General features: G+C 33.1%; 20 protein-coding genes. 11 read left to right on the top strand and 9 right to left on the bottom strand.

Annotation, left to right across the window (positions count from 1 at the left end; translation table 11 throughout):
- Positions 1-57 precede the first annotated feature (57 nt).
- From AA089_RS12160 to ytxJ, 6 genes are all read right to left on the bottom strand, one after another.
- Positions 58-807: a sulfite exporter TauE/SafE family protein gene (locus tag AA089_RS12160; RefSeq protein WP_046757230.1), complete on the bottom strand. Its 750-nt coding sequence runs from the start codon at positions 805-807 to the stop codon at positions 58-60.
- 116 nt (positions 808-923) lie between these two features.
- Entirely contained in the window at positions 924-1,103 is a 180-nt protein-coding gene (locus AA089_RS12155) for a class I lanthipeptide (protein ID WP_046757229.1), read from the bottom strand.
- Between the two features lie 46 nt (positions 1,104-1,149).
- On the bottom strand, positions 1,150-1,344 hold the full coding sequence (locus tag AA089_RS24745) for a hypothetical protein (RefSeq protein ID WP_156168989.1): 195 nt from the start codon (positions 1,342-1,344) through the stop codon (positions 1,150-1,152).
- 60 nt (positions 1,345-1,404) lie between these two features.
- A complete protein-coding gene (locus tag AA089_RS12145) occupies positions 1,405-1,602 on the bottom strand; it encodes a hypothetical protein (protein ID WP_046757227.1) in 198 nt (65 codons plus the stop codon).
- 150 nt (positions 1,603-1,752) lie between these two features.
- Positions 1,753-2,874 carry a helix-turn-helix domain-containing protein gene (locus AA089_RS12140; RefSeq protein WP_046757226.1) on the bottom strand — a complete coding sequence of 374 codons (1,122 nt, stop codon included), beginning with the start codon at positions 2,872-2,874 and terminating at the stop codon, positions 1,753-1,755.
- Positions 2,875-2,994: 120 nt separating this feature from the next.
- Positions 2,995-3,390: a bacillithiol system redox-active protein YtxJ gene (gene ytxJ, locus AA089_RS12135; protein WP_046757225.1), complete on the bottom strand. Its 396-nt coding sequence runs from the start codon at positions 3,388-3,390 to the stop codon at positions 2,995-2,997.
- Between the two features lie 168 nt (positions 3,391-3,558).
- On the opposite strand from ytxJ, the gene clpB reads away from it, so the two are divergent.
- Both clpB and AA089_RS12125 read left to right on the top strand, forming a co-directional pair.
- Positions 3,559-6,165, top strand: a complete 2,607-nt coding sequence (clpB, locus tag AA089_RS12130; RefSeq protein WP_046757224.1) for an ATP-dependent chaperone ClpB — start codon at positions 3,559-3,561, stop codon at positions 6,163-6,165.
- 248 nt (positions 6,166-6,413) lie between these two features.
- Positions 6,414-7,508 carry an adenylate/guanylate cyclase domain-containing protein gene (locus AA089_RS12125; RefSeq protein WP_046757223.1) on the top strand — a complete coding sequence of 365 codons (1,095 nt, stop codon included), beginning with the start codon at positions 6,414-6,416 and terminating at the stop codon, positions 7,506-7,508.
- A 185-nt stretch (positions 7,509-7,693) separates the two neighbouring features.
- On the opposite strand, the gene AA089_RS12120 is transcribed toward AA089_RS12125, so the two are convergent.
- Together AA089_RS12120 and AA089_RS12115 are read right to left on the bottom strand one after the other, a co-directional pair.
- Positions 7,694-7,936 carry a hypothetical protein gene (locus AA089_RS12120; RefSeq protein ID WP_046757222.1) on the bottom strand — a complete coding sequence of 81 codons (243 nt, stop codon included), beginning with the start codon at positions 7,934-7,936 and terminating at the stop codon, positions 7,694-7,696.
- 47 nt (positions 7,937-7,983) lie between these two features.
- Positions 7,984-8,172, bottom strand: coding sequence for a hypothetical protein (locus tag AA089_RS12115; RefSeq protein WP_046757221.1), 189 nt, complete (start codon positions 8,170-8,172; stop codon positions 7,984-7,986).
- 143 nt (positions 8,173-8,315) lie between these two features.
- Between AA089_RS12115 and AA089_RS12110 the strand changes: the two genes are divergently transcribed.
- The 5 genes from AA089_RS12110 to AA089_RS12090 all read left to right on the top strand — a co-directional run bounded on the left by AA089_RS12110 (position 8,316) and on the right by AA089_RS12090 (position 11,688).
- Entirely contained in the window at positions 8,316-8,912 is a 597-nt protein-coding gene (locus AA089_RS12110; protein ID WP_046757220.1) for a TetR/AcrR family transcriptional regulator, read from the top strand.
- Between the two features lie 54 nt (positions 8,913-8,966).
- Positions 8,967-9,455 (top strand): acyl-CoA thioesterase, encoded by a 489-nt coding sequence (locus tag AA089_RS12105; RefSeq protein WP_046757219.1) that lies wholly within the window; start codon positions 8,967-8,969, stop codon positions 9,453-9,455.
- Positions 9,456-9,776: 321 nt separating this feature from the next.
- A complete protein-coding gene (gene deoC / locus AA089_RS12100) occupies positions 9,777-10,442 on the top strand; it encodes a deoxyribose-phosphate aldolase (RefSeq protein ID WP_046757218.1) in 666 nt (221 codons plus the stop codon).
- 3 nt (positions 10,443-10,445) lie between these two features.
- Entirely contained in the window at positions 10,446-11,144 is a 699-nt protein-coding gene (deoD, locus tag AA089_RS12095) for a purine-nucleoside phosphorylase (RefSeq protein ID WP_046757217.1), read from the top strand.
- Between the two features lie 19 nt (positions 11,145-11,163).
- Entirely contained in the window at positions 11,164-11,688 is a 525-nt protein-coding gene (locus tag AA089_RS12090) for a SixA phosphatase family protein (protein WP_046757216.1), read from the top strand.
- A gap of 188 nt (positions 11,689-11,876) precedes the next feature.
- Here the strand turns inward: AA089_RS12090 and AA089_RS24740 are convergent, their stop codons facing one another.
- Positions 11,877-12,041, bottom strand: coding sequence for a hypothetical protein (locus tag AA089_RS24740; RefSeq protein WP_156168988.1), 165 nt, complete (start codon positions 12,039-12,041; stop codon positions 11,877-11,879).
- 263 nt (positions 12,042-12,304) lie between these two features.
- On the opposite strand from AA089_RS24740, the gene smpB reads away from it, so the two are divergent.
- The 4 genes from smpB to AA089_RS12070 all read left to right on the top strand — a co-directional run bounded on the left by smpB (position 12,305) and on the right by AA089_RS12070 (position 16,336).
- Positions 12,305-12,763, top strand: coding sequence for an SsrA-binding protein SmpB (gene smpB / locus AA089_RS12085; RefSeq protein WP_046757215.1), 459 nt, complete (start codon positions 12,305-12,307; stop codon positions 12,761-12,763).
- A 459-nt stretch (positions 12,764-13,222) separates the two neighbouring features.
- Positions 13,223-14,281: a hypothetical protein gene (locus AA089_RS12080; protein WP_046757214.1), complete on the top strand. Its 1,059-nt coding sequence runs from the start codon at positions 13,223-13,225 to the stop codon at positions 14,279-14,281.
- Positions 14,282-14,429: 148 nt separating this feature from the next.
- Entirely contained in the window at positions 14,430-15,041 is a 612-nt protein-coding gene (locus AA089_RS12075; protein ID WP_064972222.1) for a hypothetical protein, read from the top strand.
- A 323-nt stretch (positions 15,042-15,364) separates the two neighbouring features.
- Entirely contained in the window at positions 15,365-16,336 is a 972-nt protein-coding gene (locus AA089_RS12070; RefSeq protein ID WP_046757213.1) for a hypothetical protein, read from the top strand.
- The last annotated feature ends 85 nt before the right edge of the window (positions 16,337-16,421 follow it).

Genomic DNA, 16,421 nt, shown 5'->3' with positions numbered 1-16,421 from the left:
ACAAGATTGTTAAAAAAAGAAAACTAGGAATTATTGTGAAGTTGTATTAAATAGTCATTAGACTAAATATATAATGGCAATAGATAACAAAATGATGCCATACACAAGCGTGAATGCTTTCCCTGAAACTTTGCTGCCCATCTTAGCTCCGAAGAAGTTTGAAATGAAGTAAGTGCCAAAAAGGATGCCAACCAATTGCCAATCGACAGGATTTTCAAAGTTATATTTTATAAATGCGCCGTAACTCACAGGTGGAATTAGGATGGCTAAACTCAAAGCGCGTGCATATTCCTTTTTAAGCTTAAATCCGCTAATTAGTATTGGAACCATTAAAACACCAGCTCCAATGCCAAACATACCTCCTAAAATTCCTGTACAAGCGGCTAAAATAAATATCCAATGATAGGCAATGTGTTCTTTGTCAGAAGCTTTTGCGTTTTTTTTCAAATATGATTTAAATTGAAGAAAAGCAATAATGATTAATAATACGGCGAAGTAATATTTTAAGTCTGTCTCTCCAATATAAAAAGCAAAGACGGCGCCAAAATACGAGAAAACACAATAGGAAATCACACCAATGGCAATATGAATCCATTGTTTTTTGACATATTCATACATAGACATGACGCCTAATAAACTCATTGGACCTAACATCATGGTCAGTACATTTCCTTGTGCGGCTAATTGCGACATTCCACAGTATAAAACTAGAAATGATACTAAAAACGGTCCGCCACCAATACCTGCAAAACCGCCAATATAGCCAACTGCCAAACCTAAAAGTACATAAATTATTGGATCACACATGAAAACGCTCAATTTGACCGCAAGTTACTAGAAAAGTTGAGTTTGTCATATGTTTACACAAAAAAACAACTCCAAACCGAAGCCTGAAGTTGTCAATCACAAAAAATTGAATCAATCTAATATGCACAAAATGCACTCATTGAACAATCTAGTGGGTTAATAGTTCTACACAATGCTGCCAATACGGAAGTTGCAATGGTAGATCCACCTTTTATGGAATCAACTTGTGTATCATGTAACTGCGCAATGGTTGCTTTTTTAATCTGTAATGAATTTTTGATCACTGATTTTTTCATAATGTTTCGGTTTTAATGATTTATAAATAATTTAAATGATGCAAAATTATACAGGACACGATCGAAACGTTTCCGTAAAGTTGCATGAACGATAGGTAACTAAGCAAAGTATCGGAATGAAAGTTGGACACAAATGTGGAACTGCTGATCCGCCTTTGATCATGTCTACTTTTTTATCTGATAAACTTGCGACACTTGATTTATTAATCTTTAACGATTTTACGTTGCTTTTTTTCTTCATGATGAATTGTTTTTTAAATATGCCTACTCGTACGTTTTTCGGCTTCCACGTTTGCATTGCTTAACAAGTCGTATTTGGACATTGATAACAGTTTGTATACAATAATGTGAAACAATTTTGCGTACAATCTTCTGTTTCACAGTGCAACCTGTCAGCAGATTCAATGCCAATAGTTCCTCCTTTTACTTTCAACGTATTGAAATTTGATACTACCGACTTCTTTAACTTTAATACTGATGTTAACTCTTGTTTTTTCATGATGTTTTATTTACAATATGCCTACTCTTTTAGTTTTTCGGCTTCCCCTATTCTGAATAAATGGCCGTTTATTTCAGGAATAAAGGAAATCAGAAAAGTGTACAAAAACATCCCAACCGATAAAGGTTTACAAAAACAAAATTTTAAAAATCATGAAGTCTTCCTGTGTGTATTTCTGTAGGATTTGGGCGAAACACCTGTCTTTTTCTTGAATGCGTTGTAAAATGAAGTTCTATTGTTAAATCCAGCAGCGTAAATTATCTGATTGATATTTAACGTATTGTTATGATCTTGCAAAAGCTTTTTGGCTTCGTCAATCCGATAGTTATTGACAAACTCGAAGAAGTTTACCCTGAAATATTCATTGATCAACTGTGAAGTATGATGTCGAGATAAGTTCAATCGCTCCGCTAACACATCTAGCGTAAGCGAATTATCTAAAAATAATTTATCCGATTCCATCAAAAAAACCAACTTATCTTTCATTTCATTGGCTATGGTTCTGGACAATCCATTATTTTGATATTTAGCAAATGGAAACTGGATTGTTCCTGAAAAAATATTAGGTTGCATAAAACTGAAATACGAGACAATTCCGATAAAAAATATCATGGCATAACCAATTAAATAATCATTGGAAATCGTCATTAAACGCATATAAATCAGTACAAAGTAGATAAAAAACACAAAGGCAAACCCTGAAAAACAAAGCCATAACGACTTTATCCACAACCGTTGCGGCTCAGGTACGTTGCCTTTTTCTTTCTTGTAAAAAGCATAAATTTTAAAAACGTAGACAAACATCAACAGCATAACAGTGTACACCATGTATTCTCTAGGAATTGGCCACCAATTCACATAATTTTCATAGGTGTTCTCTGCCGCGACCGTTAATTTTACATCGTAGGGTAAAAAGTAAAAACGTCCAAATACCATTAAGATCCAAATAACTGGAATGGCATGTCTAAAATCTGTCCACGTAAAAGGACGTTGCTTTAAAACGCGTTTGATATATACATAAAGTAATGGGCCATAAGAAACCCAAGGAATAAAATTGGTAAACGACATATGCTCTACAAAAGAGCCTTGATAGTTAGACCAATACGCACAATTAAAAAGTAGATTGTACGAGAACAACATGAGAAAAATTCCGAAAATACTATTCGCAATTCTGTCTCCTTTTCGCTTCAAAAAAAATAAAATAGCGAGTACGAACGATTGTATGGCAAATGCAAAAAATAGCATTATCCATAAGTTAATGGTAGCTTTCATAGCAGTGTTAAGAACGTTTGTTGATTGATTGAATGTTGTCCAATCAATGTACAAATAAGAAAGTAAAATCTCTCTTAAAAAATTCTTAATTCGTATGCTAAGCTAAAAAAGGAGCAATTGTTATACAAATTGTGCCAACGGAAGCGCGTTAATTTGACTGTGAGAAGCATGCGCAACAGTACTACCGTTCTTTATAACAATCAACTGTGGACTTTCATGCCATACCTGAAAACGTGCAGCAATCTCTTGTGAAATTGGGCGGTAATTCAACAAATCTAAATAATAAACCTTCATTTGGTTTGCTTCCAAATCATACGATTTTTCAAACTGTTTAATGACCATGTTGCTAATTCCACAACGTGTGCTGTGCTTAAAAATAGCTACAGGTTGTGTTTTAGACGTTTCCACAATAGTGTCCAATTGATCCATATCTGTCAAAGGTGTCCAATGGATTTTTGAAGGCTCTGGAGTTTCAGAAGTATCAGAATTTCCGAATATTTTATTGAATATTCCCATAAGTATGTACTAAATTTAAAGAGTGAGTCGAAAGTACTTTTGAAAACTTTCAATATTTGTAAAAATGTCAAAATGTCTTGAAAACATTACGTTTAACCGCCATTTTGTCTTGAATCCGTAAATGGAACAAGAATTGTAAAATTATCAAAAAACACACAATACAACGCTATGAATTTTAATAATTATACTATAAAATCGCAAGAAGCTGTACAACAAGCGCAGCAACTTACACAAACATTTGGACATCAACTCATTGAAAATGAACATCTTTTCAAAGCCATTATGGAAGTTGACGACAATGTATTACCATTTCTTCTAAAAAAACTAGATGTAAATGTTGCATTATTAACTCAAATATTAGACAGTACGCTGACAAGTTTTGCAAAAGTTAGTGGCGGAAATATCATGCTTTCGCCTGCTACAGGAAAAACACTGACGGATGCCAGTATTATTGCAAAAGATATGGGCGACGAATTTGTTTCTACGTCACACTTGGTGCTGGCAATATTTAAATCGAAAAGTAAAATAGCGCAGATTTTAAAAGATCAAGGGGTAACCGAAAAAGATTTAAAAGCTGCCATTTTAGAATTGAGCAAAGGCGAACCTGTAACTTCGGCAAATGCTGAAGAAACGTATAATTCGCTAAACAAATATGCAAATAATTTGAATCAATTAGCAAATGATGGAAAGCTTGATCCTGTTATTGGACGCGATGAAGAAATCCGTAGAGTTTTGCAAATACTATCCAGAAGAACGAAAAACAATCCAATTTTAGTTGGAGAGCCAGGTGTTGGTAAAACCGCTATTGCAGAAGGTTTAGCGCACAGAATCATACAAGGCGATGTTCCTGAAAATCTAAAAGACAAGCAAATCTATTCGCTTGATATGGGCGCATTAATTGCTGGTGCAAAATTCAAAGGAGAATTTGAAGAACGCTTAAAAGCTGTCATCAAAGAAGTAACTTCTGCTGATGGCGATATTGTACTTTTTATTGACGAAATTCACACCTTAGTTGGTGCTGGTGGCGGACAAGGCGCCATGGATGCTGCAAACATTTTAAAACCTGCTTTAGCACGTGGCGAATTGAGAGCTATTGGAGCAACAACTTTAGATGAATATCAAAAATACTTTGAAAAAGACAAAGCTTTAGAACGTCGTTTTCAGAAGATTATGGTAAACGAACCTGATACGGAAAGTGCAATTTCTATTTTAAGAGGAATCAAAGAAAAGTACGAAACACACCATAAAGTACGTATCAAAGACGAAGCGATTATTGCAGCAGTTGAACTTTCACAACGCTATATTACGAATCGTTTCTTGCCAGACAAAGCCATTGATTTAATTGATGAAGCTGCTTCTAAACTCCGCATGGAAATCAACTCTAAACCTGAAGATTTAGATGTGTTAGACAGACGCATCATGCAGTTAGAAATTGAAATTGAAGCAATTAAGCGTGAAAATGATGAAGTCAAACTCAAATCGTTAAATGCTGAATTGGCAAACATCAAAGACGAACGCAACGAAATTTTCGCAAAATGGCAATCTGAAAAAGATGTCGTCGATCAAGTACAAGCGACAAAAGAAGCTATTGAGAACTATCGCGCGGAAGCGGAACGAGCAGAACGCGAAGGGAATTATGGAAAAGTTGCCGAATTGCGCTATGGAAAAATCAAAGAAGCACAAGCAAAACTAGATGCGTTACAGCAAGATTTAGCCCTACAAGAAGATCATGCACTCATTAAAGAAGAAGTTACCAACGAAGATATTGCGGAAGTTGTGGCAAAGTGGACAGGAATTCCTGTGACCAAAATGCTGCAAAGCGAACGTGAAAAACTGTTACAATTGGAAACAGAATTGCACAAACGTGTAGTGGGACAAGAAGAAGCCATCATTGCAGTTTCAGATGCTGTTCGTAGAAGTCGTGCAGGATTGCAAGATGTAAATCGTCCAATTGGTTCCTTCCTATTTTTAGGAACTACAGGTGTTGGAAAAACTGAATTAGCAAAAGCACTTGCCTCCTACTTATTTGATGATGAAAACGCCATGACCCGAATTGACATGAGCGAATATCAAGAATCACATTCGGTAAGTCGCTTGGTTGGTGCGCCTCCAGGATATGTAGGTTATGATGAAGGTGGCCAATTGACAGAAGCCGTACGAAGAAAACCATATTCTGTAGTATTGTTAGATGAAATTGAAAAAGCGCATCCTGATACCTTTAATGTATTATTACAAGTGCTCGATGAAGGACGATTGACAGACAACAAAGGGAGAATTGCAGATTTCAAAAATACCATCATCATTATGACATCAAACATGGGAAGTCATATCATTGAAGAAAAATTCAAAGCTGTGCAAGATGTAAATACTGCGATGGAAGCTGCCAAAGTGGAAGTCTTAGGTTTGTTGAAACAAACGGTTCGCCCAGAATTTTTAAATCGTATTGATGATATTGTCATGTTTACGCCATTAACACAAAGTAATATCAAAGAAATTGTACGCTTACAATTCAAAAATATTATCAAAATGTTGGCGAAACAGCAAATTACATTGGATGCTACCGAAGAAGCTATTGCGTATTTAGCCAAGCATGGATTCGATCCACAATTTGGTGCGCGACCTGTAAAACGTGTCATTCAACGCAAAGTACTCAATCAGCTTTCAAAAGAAATTCTGAGTGGAAAAGTTACGGTAGATAGCATCATTCTATTGGATGAATTTGATGATGAACTCGTATTTCGAAATCAAACAGATTTAATTGCAGATCCATCATAAACACACAAAGCGCAACTAATTTAGTTGCGCTTTGCATTTACTAACAAAGACAGAAACTATTTCTAGTTCCTGAACTACAAGATTCAGTATATAAACGCTACTCGGAACGCTTTATTTTATTGGGAAAAGTTAAAGTTTTGAGAAATTAGCACACGTAAAATCATATCCCAATTTTTTAAATATAGAATTCTATATCTTTTCCTAACTTTATATTTTGTAAGTTATAGCTACAAACTGAAAAGAAATAAATGCTTTCTCCACAACTAAAAAGAAATATTGCCCGAATTCTACCATTTGGAATCATTTGGCTACTTTTTGGAATCATTTTTTTAACTGTTGAATTTGCAGCTACAAAAGACTACGAATTCATGCCTGATGGAGTTATCAATCTTAGCTTCAAAATAGTAGTATTTGCTATGATTGCAGTTACTTTTGTAGGTTTTTTGATTGGAACTATCGAGTTATTATTTCTCAATCGCTATTTTTCTAGAAGCAGCTTTCTCATAAAAATTATTGGAAAAATCATCATATATTCCCTTTTTCTATTTCTAATTATTTGCATTATGTATCCAATTGCGGCAAGTATTGAACTAGAAACGAACATCTTTGATCCTAAAGTTTGGAATAAATTTTTAGAGTATTTAACGAATATAAGCTTCCTGAGTACAGTACTTCAAATGGCTGTTTCCTTAGGCGCTTCATTGTTTTATTCAGAAATAAGTGAAAATATTGGACATGGAATTTTAGTGAATATTATCAGAGGAAAATATCACAAACCAAAAGAAGAAGATCGAATTTTCATGTTTCTTGATATGAAATCTTCCACTACAATTGCTGAAAAGTTGGGACATACTGAATATTTCAAACTGCTTAAAGAATATTACAACATTCTATCGGAAGCTGTTATAAAACATTCTGGAGAAATATATCAATATGTGGGTGATGAAATGGTCATTTCTTGGAATTATAAAAATGGAATCGCAAAAAATAATTGCATTCACTGTTTTTTTGACATGAAAAAAGATTTGCAAGCAAAGCAAGATTGGTTTCAAGCAACATTCAAGATGCAACTATCATTCAAAGCAGGAATTCATTTAGGAACTGTTACCACGGGCGAGATTGGAAGTCTTAAAAAAGATATCATTTTTACAGGAGATGTTTTAAATGCAACTGCGAGAATACAATCACTTTGCAATACAATTGGTGTAGACATTCTCATCTCAAAAGAATTACATGATTCGTTGCAATTGGAAGAAGAATTTCAAACAATTTCCGTTGGAAACAAAGAATTGCGAGGAAAACTGAAAACCAAAGAACTCTACACAATTTTGCAAAGTATATGATATGATAATAAGATTCGTGAATTCATGGCAGAACATCCTTCAATCTTTAAATTCTTCAATCTTTCAATCTTTCAATCTTTTAATTATTAAATCTTCAAAAAAAAGATAGAAGCACATTTACACACACTTCTATCTCCCTTAACTAACTCAAAATTTATAATTATAGTAGGTATATAATTCAGATTTTAGCAATTAAACAATGTATTTCCACAACCTCTTGGTGTGCAACTCAACGCGGCATCTGTTAAACACGTATTATAAGTTCCACAACCTGCTGTTCCTGTTCCGCCGGTGCCACACAAAGCTGCAATTGTAAATGGTGGACAATCTGCGGTATAACCAGTTCCGCCGATAAGCTTTTCTGTTTCTAATATGGCTACATTTTTCTTGTTTAATGATAATTTTGCTACGAAATTCTTTTTCTTCATGATTATTATTTTTTAAAATATGGTACTATATTAATACGTAAATACTCTTAAACTCGCACTGGCGCACCTACGAGACATGTACATGTTTCTATAGGACATGTACTCTGCTTCCCGAGCGATTCTGTTGCTGTCGGATCATTTGTAGGATCTGTTCCTCCTTTAATCATTTTCAAATCCAAAGAAGCAATACTTCGCTTTTTTAAATACAGCTTTACAGGTAGGTTTCTTTTCTTCATATCCTAGGTTTTAAATTATTAGTGAATTAAATTTACTAATAATCAAACACTTACAACTACACACAAACAATACAAGAACTACGTTTTTACAATAAAAATAATTTTTATACCGATTGGTATATTTTTTTAATTATATTTGAAATATGATTACCAAAGCGGAAAAAACAAAAGCATTCATTATTGAAACAGTGGCGCCTATTTTTAACAAAAATGGATACGCAGCTACCAGTATTGCTGACATTACGAAAGCTACAGGTTTGACAAAAGGCGCGATTTATGGCAATTTTGAAAACAAAGAACAACTCGCGATTGCCGCATTTAAATTCATGGTAAAAAGCTTAATGCGGGAAATTGTAAAACACATGGATAAAAGTGATTCTCCTATTGAAAAGCTTTTGCTCATCTCCGATTTTTATCGTAATTATTATAGATATACCAACAAAATGGGCGGTTGTCCAATTTTAAATGTTGGTGTAGATTCCAATCATCAAAATACATTACTACTAGAAAAAGTACGCACCATCATTCAACGAATTCAAGATCAGTTGGCGACTATTATTGAAGAAGGAATTGAACTCGGAGAAATTTCGACAGAAATTAACGCTATGTACACTGCCAAACGAATTGACACCATGATTCAAGGTGCAATTTTTATGGCATATACAATGGATGATGATTTTTACATACAGGACACCATGAATCAAATTGATAAAATGATCAACGAAGAATTAAGAGCATAAAACTATTTTTTTTACTTAAAATATACCAATTGGTATATTACTAAACAACAAGATATGAAACAATTACCAAAAATTTTAAACAGTAAAACCAAAATTCGTTTTCAAGATTGTGATCCATTAAATCACTTAAACAACAGCAAATACTTAGATTATCTTATCAACGCAAGAGAAGATCAACTTATTGACTATTATAATATTGACATCTTTGAAAATGCGAAAAATACTGGCACAACTTGGGTTGTTGGTTCACATCAAATTGCTTATGTAAAGCCTGCTTTTGTCATGGAAACCGTTTCCGTAGAATCACAGTTGATTCAATTTGGCAAAAAGCAATTATTGGTAGAAATTCGCATGTGGAACGAAGCAAAAACGGAACTCAAATGTGTGTTATGGAGTTCATTTATTCACTTTAACATTCTCAAAGGAAAAACGCACGAACACAATGAATACTTTATGGAATTGTTTACCAATGTTGTTCTTCCTATTACAGAAACCAATTTTGACGAACGCGTGAAAAATTTACGCATGGCAACGGTTTCGTGATAAATATCAGCTTCACTCGCTTATTTTTTAAATATATTTACACAGTTAAATAACGAACAAGAATAAATGATTACCTAAGTGTTTCTTTTATGTAGAATAGACATGCAAACACGTTAAGAATTTTTGAAGCCTTGGAAAAAATTTAGTGTTTGGATGACGGTTTTAGTACTTCCCAAAAAGAAGAACTAAAAATTCCTCATAAAAGTGCCATTTCTTTTGGTTCATTTTCTTTGGGCAAGCAAAGAAAAGAACGAGAAAGGTTTTATACTAATCTTAGGTTGTTATTTATAATATATTTAATCATAGAATTTTAAAAATAATATGCACATCAATCGTTACATCGATCACACATTACTAAAACCTACGGCAACAATTGCAGATATTCAACAACTCTGTAAGGAAGCTATTGAACATGATTTTTATTCGGTTTGTGTCAACAGTTGTCATGTCGCTTTCGCTAAAAAATACTTAGAAAATACAGCTACTGTTCAAGTATGCAGCGTGATTGGTTTTCCGCTTGGCGCGATGAGTACCGAAGCAAAAGTTTCCGAATTACTGCAAGCAAAACACGATGGCGCTGACGAATTTGATATGGTCATCAACATTGGCTGGTTAAAATCTGGCAAAGAAAATCTAGTAAAAGAAGAAATACAACAACTCAAAAAAGCGGCTGGAAATCATATCCTAAAAGTTATCATTGAAACGTGTTATCTTTCGGAAGAAGAAAAAATAAAAGCATGTCAATTAGCCGTAGAAGCCAATGCTGATTTTGTAAAAACCTCAACAGGATTCGGAACTGGCGGCGCTACTTTTGAAGATATTACACTCATGAAAACAACCGTAAACGGAAAGGCAAAACTAAAAGCTTCTGGCGGAATCCGAGACTTTGAAACTGCCAAAAAATATATCGATTTAGGTGTTTCCCGTTTAGGAACTTCCAACGGAATTACCATTGTTACAGGAACATCATCAACAAATACATACTAACTTATGAGCATTCACATCAACGCAAAAAAAGGAGAAATTGCACCAACAGTTTTATTGCCTGGCGATCCCATGCGTGCCAAATGGATTGCAGAAACCTATTTTGAACATCCCAAACTGTACAACGATGTTCGCGGGATGTTTGGCTACACAGGAACATACAAAGGGAAACCAATTTCCGTACAAGGAACAGGAATGGGCGCGCCTTCCATTAGCATTTATGCACATGAATTGATCAACGAATATGATGTTCAAAAACTAATTAGAGTTGGTAGCGCAGGTTCGTATCAAAAAGAAATTCGTATTCGAGACATTGTCGTTGCCATGTCTTCATCTTCAAACAGTAGCATGAACGATTTGCCTTTTCATGGAGAAACGTTTGCACCTACAGCGAATGCCGAATTGTTCTTAGCTGCCATCAATGCCGCGAAAGAAAAAAACATTGCCGTAAAAGCTGGAAACATACTAACAAGCGACGTTTTTTATCAAGAAGACGAAGAATATTATAAAAAATGGGCAGCATATGGAGTTTTATGTGTAGAAATGGAAACTGCCGCTTTATACACCTTAGCTGCACGATTTCAAGTAAAAGCATTATCTTTATTGACAATTTCTGATAGTTTAGTGACTCATGAAACCACAACTTCTGAGGAACGCGCACAAACTTTCAAAGAAATGATTGAAATTGCACTAGCCATCATCTAAACCTAAAAAACAATTATTGATGAAAAAAAACATTGTACTACTATTCAGTCTGTTCTTAGTAATGAATTGCTTCGCACAAGAAACCAAAGCAAAAGACGCCAAAGAAGTTGAAACTTCGGTATATTATCTTATTCGCCATGCGGAAAAAAATCGGAGCGACAAATCAAATAAAGATCCTGAATTAACAAAAGACGGACACAATAGAGCCGCTTATTGGGCAGATGTATTTAAAAATGTAAAATTTGATGCGGTCTATTCTACAGAATACAACCGAACAATACAAACGGCAAAACCAACGGCAGATGCTAACGAATTAGAAATTAAATCGTATCATCCGTTTCGATTAGATCTTCCAAAGTTTTTAAAAGATACCGCAGGAAAAACGGTCTTAATTGTTGGACATAGCAACACGACTCCAGCTATTACAAATAGATTGTTAAGCAAAGAAATGTTTGAATCTATTGACGATTCCAATAATGGAAATGTATATATTGTGACTGTTACTGGAGATACAAAAACCGTTCAATTGCTCACGATTAATTAGAAAAATATTCCTTATAATTTTAAAAAGGCTGCCTGAAAAGTTAAATTTTCGTCAAGCCGAACTTGATTCGGTTTCTCATAACCATTGAAAATCAGTGCAATGAGATTCTGAATTGAATTCAGAATGACGCTTTTTTATGCTTTTTTGACAGCCTTTTATATATTTACACAAAGTTGGTATGTATCCTACTAAACTGGGCAGCGTTCAGCAACTCTTGTTACATCGCACCAGCACGAATTTTGACAACTGTAGTGTTGAGTAGGACAACCGTGTCCACCTTTAATTTGGTTTCCATCTAAGTTTGTAATGGACTCTTTGTTGAGCTTTAACGTGTTTAATTTTTGTTTTCTCATAATATTTGGTTTTAATTAATATTGGAATAAAACTACAACGTAAACACCACATTATCAAGCATTATACTTTCTGATTTATAAAACAAAAGCTATTCAATTTATAAATTGAACAGTGACAAAATCTTACATATTTTAAAGAATTACACATCGAATTTAACAATCTTTCCTTTTTTAAAATAATTGAGATCAATTTTGTATTTTTTTGAGTTCTCGAAGTTAATTCGATAAAATTTACAGTGAAATAGCTATATTTGCGTCCATTTATGCAAAAAAACATCAACATACAAAACAAGAAGGCGCGCTTTCAATATGAAATCTTAGAGAAATTCACGGCAGGAATTGTCTTGACGGGAACTGAGATTAAATCTATTCGAATGAGCAAAGCTTCTATTGCCGAAAGTTTCTGCGAGTTCAATGAACAAGGCGAACTCTTTGTGGTCAATATGTATATTGAAGAATATGCGTTTGGAACACATTACAATCATCAACCACGTAGTACGCGTAAATTATTATTGAATAAGAAAGAATTGCGCGGTTTGAACAAACAAGTTAAAAACTCAGGATTGACGATTGTTCCACTACGTTTATTTCTAAATGAAAAAGGCTTGGCAAAACTAACTATTGCACTTGCCAAAGGAAAAAAGATCCATGACAAGCGTGAAACGATAAAAGATCGTGACAACAAGCGAAATTTGGATCGTATCAAGAAAAGTTTCCGTTAAGTTTCTACAATCATTTTAAAATTTCAGTAACCACTCTGTCATTCCTGCGACCTGTGCTGAACTTGATTCAGTAAGGCAGGAATCCATTTTTATCTTTTTTTTGTCACGAATTCACGAAGTATTTTAGTGGTTTTGCGGAAAACAAAAGCTGTAGATTTGCAACAACTCTAATTTGATTCCCTAAAGATTTTTTTACTAGCACATAATTATTTCAGTAACCACTCTGTCATTCCTGCGCAGGCAGGAATCCATTTTTATCTTTTTTTTGTCACGAATTCACGAAGTATTTTAGTGGTTTTGTGGAAAACCGCATTGCGTATGTGTAATCTTTGTTTTACATTTAGAGAGAATAAGAGGAAGTTGTTGTAAAATTAGTTCCTGTTATTTTCCCTATTTAGTATAAAAACAGGAATTCTGTATATACATACGTTAGCTTTAATTAAAACCAAACTTAGTTCAATGTCTTTTAAATATTTGCTTTTACTAATGGTGCTAAATTCATCATTTTCATTTTGTCAAATAATTGATGATGTGGAAATATTAAGAACCAAATGGAAAAGAACTAAATATCCTGCATCGTTCATTGGAGATTCAACAAAACAAAAAGAAATAACTGGTTCAGAGATAATTTATATTGACACTTTGAACTACTCATTTCAAATTGATACTCTTAAAGGTAAATTTGATAAAAAAATCAAAATCTGGAATCCTGAAAAAAAACTAATATTAAAAGGTCACTATAATGAAAATCAAAAATCTGGAATTTGGAGATATTATGACAAATCAGGGAAATTAATTAATAAACGAAAATATTTTAATTCATACCAATTCAAATCTTTAAAGTCAAATCAAAAGATATTCGTCATAGATTCATTAAATAAGAATAATGAAAACTATATTGAATATCCTTTTGTTGCTGATTCTTGCAATTTTTCTTGGAGTCGTTACTATAAATACATTCCAAACAACTTTAACAATAAGTTACTTTTTAAAAACAATCTTTTATGGAAAACAATTAAAAACCAGATTAAATTAAATCCAAAAAATAAGATTTACAAAACATCTGATTTTTACAAAGAATATAACAATGATGAAATCACAAGCATTTTAAAATCACATTCAAACAATATTATTGGATATAAAATATCAGAAGTTTATTATTTTGATAAATGTCGTTCAATTACAGAATCACGAATTATGGGAATTTGTCCTGTAGGAATATCAGAGAATGGAACTAAAGAAGATTTGTTTTGGATATTCTATCCTCAATTAAGAAGTGAATTAGCAAAAACAACTTTCAAGACCAACAATCATATAAAAACTTTGGAAGATATATTTCATTTTCAAAATTTTTCCAGCATAATTTACCATCAAGAATCTGCTGAAAAGAACCAATACCTATTAATAAAAGAATATCCAGAATTGAATATCCTTAATTCAATAAAATTAGAAATAAAAAGAATTATTAACATAGAATATCAATCATTACAACAATTGGAATTTAGCGAAAATAACTAAAGCTAACATCGTATATAATTTATTGCTAGTTCTAGCCTACTTACGAAAATCCTCGCGGATTTTCTATTCGGTTTTTATTTGCTAAATTACGTACTAAACCACGCAATTAATCATACACGAACACGTTGAAATCATAAAAAAACCATCCTTGAGACAGAAATTTCTATTTTTAGTATTCATCCTATTTTCATCTTTCGAATTATTCGCTTGTAGTTGTTCACGTCGTTGGAATGATTCTTTTAGTTTGACAGCAAGAAATTCTGAATTTGTTGCATTGGTCAAAATAATTTCCTTTGATGAATATCTTGACCGTAAGATAACTGATTATGACAGAAAAATACCTTATTCAATGACTGTCGAAATCATTAAAAAATACAAAGGAAAAGAAAATAGAAAAAGAATTACAATTTTCGGAGACAATGGAATCATGTGCCGACCTTACTTATCTAATTTTGAACTCAACGGATATTACTTGATCTCGCCAAATCCATTAAATAATTCTGAAACTACTGAATATGATTTTTTTGTCTGTAGAACTGAATACTTAAAAGTAGATATTGAGTCAAATAAACCTTGCGGAAATTATTCAATGTTTCGCAATAAAATCGATCTTACTTCTTTTGAAAGTAAACTAAAAAACGGTAATGGAGATGTAGTAATTATTATCGTATTTGGAATTCTATTAATTCTTGTCCCAATAATCGTGCGAAGAAATATAAAAGAAAAGGTAACTATAAAAACGACTGATTTTTATACCTAACATTCCATATACCGCATAGGAGAATTGGCAATATGTAACAGAATTCATAAAATACCCTTTTTACATCATCCTGAATTATTACGTAGTTATTAAAGTTAACACTCTGTCATTCCTGCGCAGGCAGGAATCCATTTTTATCTTTTTTGTCACGAACTCACGAAGTATTTTAGTGGTTTTGTGGAAAACCGCATTGCGTATGTGTAATCTTTGTTTTACATTTAGAGAGAATAAGAGGAAGTTGTTGTAAAATTAGTTCCTGTTATTTACTGTATTTAGTATAAAAACAGGAATTCTGTATATTCATGCGTTAGCAACAATTAGAAATGACCAAAGGAGAAATAATTAAACAGATTTTTAATTCTGACATTTTCAACAAATGGCATTTCTTCAAATATCATTTTGAATTTTATAAAAGTGGATTAGAACATCCACTTGCCAAATCGATTATCGATGCAATAATAAATATAGAAAAAGCCATTCCAAATGCTGGAAAAGATTATCTAAAAAAAATAGCAAATATCAATTCAAAGGAAAATGAAACTGCTCATTACGACCAATTACTGCAAGTATTGGCTGAATTGCTGATTGTAAATAAAACTGTGACTCATGAATGGGATAGTTTAAAAAAAATTGAATACGAACCTAAATCCTCTACTTCACAAAAAAATCCTGAAATTATTGTAACAACCGATAATTTAGAGTTAGCGATAGAAGTAAAATCGCCTGAATTTGTTAAAAAACACAATGAAAGAGCAGATAATCCTACTCAATTACCGTCCAGAAGTGACCTTATAAAAGCAGTTGACACTTCAAAAACTATGTTGCCTAGAGATAACGTAGTAAAGGACTTTTTGATTAGTGCAAACTCAAAATTTGAGGGATTTAAAAATGATAACCCGAATATTTACTGCGTTCTTGTTATTGTATGGGACGACTTCATTTATGAACCTATCTCTGCTATTTCAAGTCCTCAAGCTGGTTTATTTACTCAAGATTCTTTTGCAAAAGACAAGCAAGGCACATTATTAAAATTTGAAAATGTTGATTGTGTAATAATAACAAGACACTTATTACCCATTAAAAATGGAACTCGTGATGAATTGCTACCCGATTTATATCAACATCCTTTAGATTATGGCAGAAAAGATGAGTTTCCTTTTAAAGTGATGATAACTAATCCAAATAGTGAATTAGCAATTCCACAAGAAATGGTGGATTGTTTTCAAACAAAAGTTCCCAACGCGAAATTAGGAGCTGAATATTTGCCAATTGATATTATTCATTGGAACAAATAACTGTTGCTAACAACGTGTATAGCTCATTGCTAATCAGTTGTTCAATCGAAGTTAAAGCATATTTGGAAAGTCGCCAAATTTTTAA

The sequence above is a fragment of the Kordia jejudonensis genome, from assembly GCF_001005315.1.
In the GTDB taxonomy this organism is placed as follows: domain Bacteria; phylum Bacteroidota; class Bacteroidia; order Flavobacteriales; family Flavobacteriaceae; genus Kordia; species Kordia jejudonensis.
The sequence above is the reverse complement of the archived record's forward strand: the minus strand, read 5'-3'. Positions and strand labels throughout refer to the sequence as shown.